The sequence below is a fragment of the Streptomyces sp. Ru71 genome (assembly GCF_002920535.1).
In the GTDB taxonomy this organism is placed as follows: domain Bacteria; phylum Actinomycetota; class Actinomycetes; order Streptomycetales; family Streptomycetaceae; genus Streptomyces.
This window is the reverse complement of the sequence record NZ_PQSS01000151.1, coordinates 1-4892: the sequence shown is the minus strand read 5'-3', so window position 1 is coordinate 4892 and position 4892 is coordinate 1. Positions and strand designations below refer to the sequence as shown.

The 4892-nt window shown below is 72.1% G+C and carries 6 protein-coding genes; 4 read left to right on the top strand and 2 right to left on the bottom strand.

Features of this window, described 5'->3' with window-relative positions:
- Nucleotides 1-197, top strand: a 197-nt coding sequence (locus C3489_RS37765; protein WP_103786650.1) for an acyl-CoA carboxylase epsilon subunit, incomplete at its 5' end; no start/stop codon positions are given.
- 9 nt (nucleotides 198-206) lie between these two features.
- Here C3489_RS37765 and C3489_RS37760 read toward each other — a convergent pair.
- Nucleotides 207-1340 carry an SGNH/GDSL hydrolase family protein gene (locus C3489_RS37760; protein WP_103786649.1) on the bottom strand — a complete coding sequence of 378 codons (1134 nt, stop codon included), beginning with the start codon at nucleotides 1338-1340 and terminating at the stop codon, nucleotides 207-209.
- A gap of 117 nt (nucleotides 1341-1457) precedes the next feature.
- Here C3489_RS37760 and mmpB point away from each other — a divergent pair, with 117 nt between their 5' ends.
- Together mmpB and C3489_RS37755 are read left to right on the top strand one after the other, a co-directional pair.
- Nucleotides 1458-1586 (top strand): morphogenic membrane protein MmpB, encoded by a 129-nt coding sequence (gene mmpB, locus C3489_RS39770; protein WP_258055135.1) that lies wholly within the window; start codon nucleotides 1458-1460, stop codon nucleotides 1584-1586.
- 94 nt (nucleotides 1587-1680) lie between these two features.
- Nucleotides 1681-2301: a nucleoside triphosphate pyrophosphatase gene (locus C3489_RS37755; protein ID WP_103786648.1), complete on the top strand. Its 621-nt coding sequence runs from the start codon at nucleotides 1681-1683 to the stop codon at nucleotides 2299-2301.
- Here the strand turns inward: C3489_RS37755 and C3489_RS37750 are convergent.
- On the bottom strand, nucleotides 2270-2737 hold the full coding sequence (locus C3489_RS37750) for a hypothetical protein (protein ID WP_103786647.1): 468 nt from the start codon (nucleotides 2735-2737) through the stop codon (nucleotides 2270-2272). The two genes, C3489_RS37755 and C3489_RS37750, sit on opposite strands and share 32 nt — an antisense overlap.
- A gap of 379 nt (nucleotides 2738-3116) precedes the next feature.
- Between C3489_RS37750 and C3489_RS37745 the strand changes: the two genes are divergently transcribed.
- Entirely contained in the window at nucleotides 3117-4892 is a 1776-nt protein-coding gene (locus tag C3489_RS37745) for a biotin carboxylase N-terminal domain-containing protein (RefSeq protein ID WP_103786646.1), read from the top strand.

Sequence of the window (4892 nt, the reverse complement as noted above, 5' to 3'; positions counted from 1 at the left end):
TCGTACGGGGAAACCCAACCCCGGAGGAGCTGGCCGCCGCACTGGCGGTGGTTCGCGCCCGCGCCGCGGCGGCGGCCGCCCTGCCGCCCGGCGCACCCGCCCCGCGTGACTCCTGGGCCGACCCGGCCCGCCTCGCCGGCCGGCGGGTGCCGCAGCCCGGCCCGACGGCCTGGTCGCGCACCTACTGGCCGGCCTGACCCTCCGTCTCACAGCACCGCCGCGACGGCTTCGGCCATCACCTCGTAGCCCGCGTCGTTCGGGTGCAGGTGGTCGCCGAAGTCGTACGAGGGGTGCAGCCGGTCCCCGTCGCGGGGATCGGCCAGGGCGTGGTGCAGATCGGCCACCGCGTCGTACGCCCCCGAGGTGCGGATCCATTCGTTCAGCTCGTGGCTCGTCTTGGCCGCGCGCTCGCCCCAGTGGTCCGAGCCGGCGAAGGGCAGCAGGGTCGCGCCGATCACCCGCCGCAGTCCGGCCTCGCGGGCCTGGCGGATCAGCCCGCGGTGGCCCTCGATCAGTTCGGCGGCCGTGACGATCGGCGCCGGCTTGTACGTGGGCTGCTCGTCGGTCTCGCTGAAGCCGATGTCGTTCAGGCCGAGCAGGACGACGAGGGTGTCGACGCCCGGGTGCGCGAGGACGTCCCGGGCCAGGCGGTGGACGCCCTTCTCGCCGTACCACGCCGAGTCGTTGAGCAGCAGGTTGCCGCCGATGCCCGCGTTCAGGACGGGCCGTGCGGTGCGCCTGGCGAGCGCGTCCGACCAGCGGCGGTCGGCGCCGGGCGTGGAGCCGAAGCCGTCCGTGATCGAGTCGCCGAACAGCGCGATGCCGTCGGTGCGGCCGGCGTCGGTCTCGACCGCCGAGAGCACGTACCAGGATTCGGTGACGTCGCGGAACGCGGTGCCGCCGGCTGCCATGAGGAGGTCGCCCGGGCCCCGGTAGCTGGGGGTGAAGGCCTGGGCATGGAAGGTCGCCGGGCCGGTCGCCGCATCGAAGTGGAGGGTGACCGTCAGCGAATCGCCCGCCGCCAGGGCCAGCTCGGCCGGGTCGCTGACCACCTGCCCGCGTGCCGGGATCTCCACCGCGTCCGCCCCGCCGAAGGTGAGCCGGCGCAGCGAGCCGGGTTCGACGGCCGCCCCGTCCGCCGCGCGGGCCACGGACGCGCCGGCGATGCGCAGCGGGGAGGTGCCGTAGGTGTGGGAGAGCCGGACGCGGACCCGGCCGCCGCCCGCGCTCAGCCGTACGACCTGACGCAGTGACTGGCGCCAGAAGCCCTCGCGCGACCAGTTCGGGGTGAAGCCCTCGCTGGGCTGCTGGGGTGACGCGGTCCAGACAGCAGTGAACATGACACGCCTCCAAATGGAACTACAGTCCCTTTTACAAATGGGACTGTAGCACCGTTAGAGGAAGATGAGTATGCGTACTCAGGCGACGGGCGGCGGCCCCGCCGGACGATGGAAGGCATGCTGTGGTCCGACCCCGAGAACGAGCCGCCCGAGGACATGCGGGAGATGCAGGACATGCTGCGGCGGCTGGGCGTTCTCATGGCGCTGGCCATGGTGCTCGCGATGATCGTGATCGGGCTGAGGTGACCCGCCCCCAGCGGGACGCCCTCGGCGACCCGCTCCCCAGCGGGGCGCCCCCGGTGACGCGCCCCGGCCGCGTGCGCGCGGCTACGCTGACCGCATGACAGATCAGCCGCGCCGCCGACTCATTCTCGCCTCCCAGTCACCCGCCCGGCTCGGACTGCTCCGGCAGGCCGGACTCGACCCCGAGGTGATCGTCAGCGGCGTCGACGAGGACGCCGTGACCGCCCCCACCCCCGCCGAACTGGCCCTCGCCCTCGCCGAGGCCAAGGCCTCCGTCGTCGCCGCCAAGCCCGAGGTGCAGGGCGCCCTGGTGATCGGGTGCGACTCGGTGCTGGAACTGGACGGTCAGGCCCTGGGCAAGCCCGCGGACGCCGAGGAGGCCACGTCCCGCTGGAAGTCGATGCGCGGCCGGGCCGGGGTGCTGCAGACCGGCCACTGCGTCTGGGACACGCGCGCCAAGCGGTACGTCTCCGCGACCGCCTCCACCGTCGTCCGCTTCGGCGAGCCGTCCGACGAGGAGATCGCCGCGTACGTCGCCTCGGGCGAGCCCCTCCATGTCGCCGGCGCCTTCACCCTGGACGGGCGCTCGGCGCCGTTCATCGACGGCATCGACGGCGACCACGGCAACGTCATCGGCATCAGCCTGCCGCTGGTGCGCCGGCTGCTGGCGGAACTGGGTGTCGGCATCACGGAGTTGTGGGCGCCGCCGGAGGACTGACCGGGGCGCCGTCGCCGTCCTCGGGCTCCTCCACGGCGGGGCCCGGCTGGGCGTCGTACGTCATGAGGAGCAGGACGATCAGGGCGAGCACGACCACCATGAACAGGAACGCGCTCCAGCCCACCAGGCCCCAGGCGAACGCGCCCAGCAGCCCGTGCACCACGGCCGCGCTGACCAGCACGATGCGGCCGAGGCCGGCCGGGGCCCGGTTCCGCACGGCGACGACCAGGGCGACCAGTCCGCACAGCACGAAGTAGAGCCCGAAGACGACGCCGCCGATCTTCGAGGACGTCGCCATCACGTCCGGGTCGAGGCCGGCCAGCGACATGTGCTGCTTGTCGACGACGCCGGCGAGGATGAAGTTGAGCCCGGCCACGCCGACCGCCTCCACGAAGAGCACGAGCGCCACCACCCATGCCACCGGTCTGCGCACCACGGCCGCCCACCCACCTTCGAGCGCGGCTCGACCCCGCCACGCCACTGTTACCCCGAGTACGTGCGATACATCGCGAACGCTACTAACGGGTAAACCCGGGGACAAGGGTCCTGCGCATGCCAAGGAACCATTGGGCCATTCGTAGGGACTCGACAAAGAATCCGAGTGGGCCGCAGCACGCTCTCACAGAGACCTTGACCACACGAGAGGGCTAGGGTTTCCCGGAGGAGTCCTGCGTATCGCCGTGGGACAAGGGATTTCGCGGGTCGAGCGAGCCTCGAATCACGCTCCGTGTGGGCAAGCTCACCATTGGGGACGGGTCGAAGTGCCGTGTCGGCAGTCCCTAAACTCGGCTTGTTTCAAGGAGGGAGCCTCAATCGTGCGCAAGGTGCTCATCGCCAACCGTGGCGAAATCGCTGTCCGCGTGGCCCGGGCCTGCCGGGACGCCGGAATCGCGAGCGTGGCCGTCTACGCGGACCCGGACCGGGACGCTCTGCACGTACGCGCCGCCGACGAGGCGTTCGCCCTGGGCGGTGACACCCCGGCGACCAGCTACCTCGACATCGACAAGGTACTCAAGGCCGCCCGAGAGTCCGGCGCCGACGCCATCCACCCCGGCTACGGCTTCCTCTCCGAGAACGCCGACTTCGCCCAGGCCGTCCTGGACGCCGGCCTGATCTGGATCGGCCCCCCGCCGCAGGCCATCCGCGACCTCGGCGACAAGGTCGCCGCCCGCCACATCGCCCAGCGCGCCGGCGCCCCCCTGGTCGCCGGCACCCCCGACCCCGTCTCCGGCGCCGACGAGGTCGTCGCCTTCGCCAAGGAGCACGGCCTCCCCATCGCCATCAAGGCCGCCTTCGGCGGCGGCGGCCGCGGCCTGAAGGTCGCCCGCACCCTCGAAGAGGTGCCGGAGCTGTACGACTCCGCGGTGCGCGAGGCCGTCGCCGCCTTCGGCCGCGGCGAGTGCTTCGTCGAGCGCTACCTCGACCGCCCCCGCCACGTCGAGACCCAGTGCCTGGCCGACAAGCACGGCAACGTCGTCGTCGTCTCCACCCGCGACTGCTCCCTGCAGCGCCGCCACCAAAAACTCGTCGAGGAAGCCCCCGCCCCCTTCCTCACCCAGGAGCAGGTCGCCGAGCTCTACCGCGCCTCCAAGGCCATCCTGCGCGAGGCCCGCTACGAAGGCGCCGGCACCTGCGAGTTCCTCGTCGGCCAGGACGGCACCATCTCCTTCCTGGAGGTCAACACCCGCCTCCAGGTCGAACACCCGGTCACCGAGGAAGTCGCCGGCATCGACCTGGTGCGCGAGATGTTCCGCATCGCCGACGGCGAGGAACTCGGCTACGACGACCCGCCCCTGCGCGGCCACTCCTTCGAGTTCCGCATCAACGGCGAAGACCCCGGCCGCAACTTCCTGCCCGCCCCCGGCACCGTCACCGCCTTCAACCCGCCGTCGGGCCCCGGCGTCCGCCTCGACGCCGGCGTCGAATCGGGCAGCGTGATCGGCCCGGCCTGGGACTCGCTGCTCGCCAAGCTCATCGTCACCGGCCGCACCCGCAAGGAAGCCCTCCAGCGCGCCGCGCGCGCCCTGGAGGAGTTCCAGGTCGAGGGCATGGCCACCGCCATCCCCTTCCACCGCAAGGTCGTCACCGACCCCGCCTTCGCCCCCGAGCTCACCGGCTCCAGCGACCCCTTCACCGTCCACACCCGCTGGATCGAGACCGAGTTCACCAACGACATCCCGCCCTTCACCGCCCCCGCCGGCACCGACGCCGACGAGGACGAAGCCGGCCGCGAGACCGTCGTCGTCGAGGTCGGCGGCAAGCGCCTGGAGGTCTCCCTGCCCTCCAGCCTCGGCATGTCCCTGGCCCGCACCGGCCTGGCCGCCGGCGCCAAGCCCAAGCGCCGCGCCGCCAAGAAGTCCGGCCCCGTCGCCTCCGGCGACACCCTCGCCTCCCCCATGCAGGGCACCATCGTCAAGATCGCCGTCGAGGACGGCCAGGAAGTCCAGGAAGGCGACCTCGTCGTCGTCCTGGAAGCCATGAAGATGGAACAGCCCCTCAACGCCCACAAGGCCGGCACCATCAAGGGCCTCACCGCCGAGGTCGGCGCCTCCATCACCAGCGGCGCCCCCATCTGCGAGATCAAGGACTGA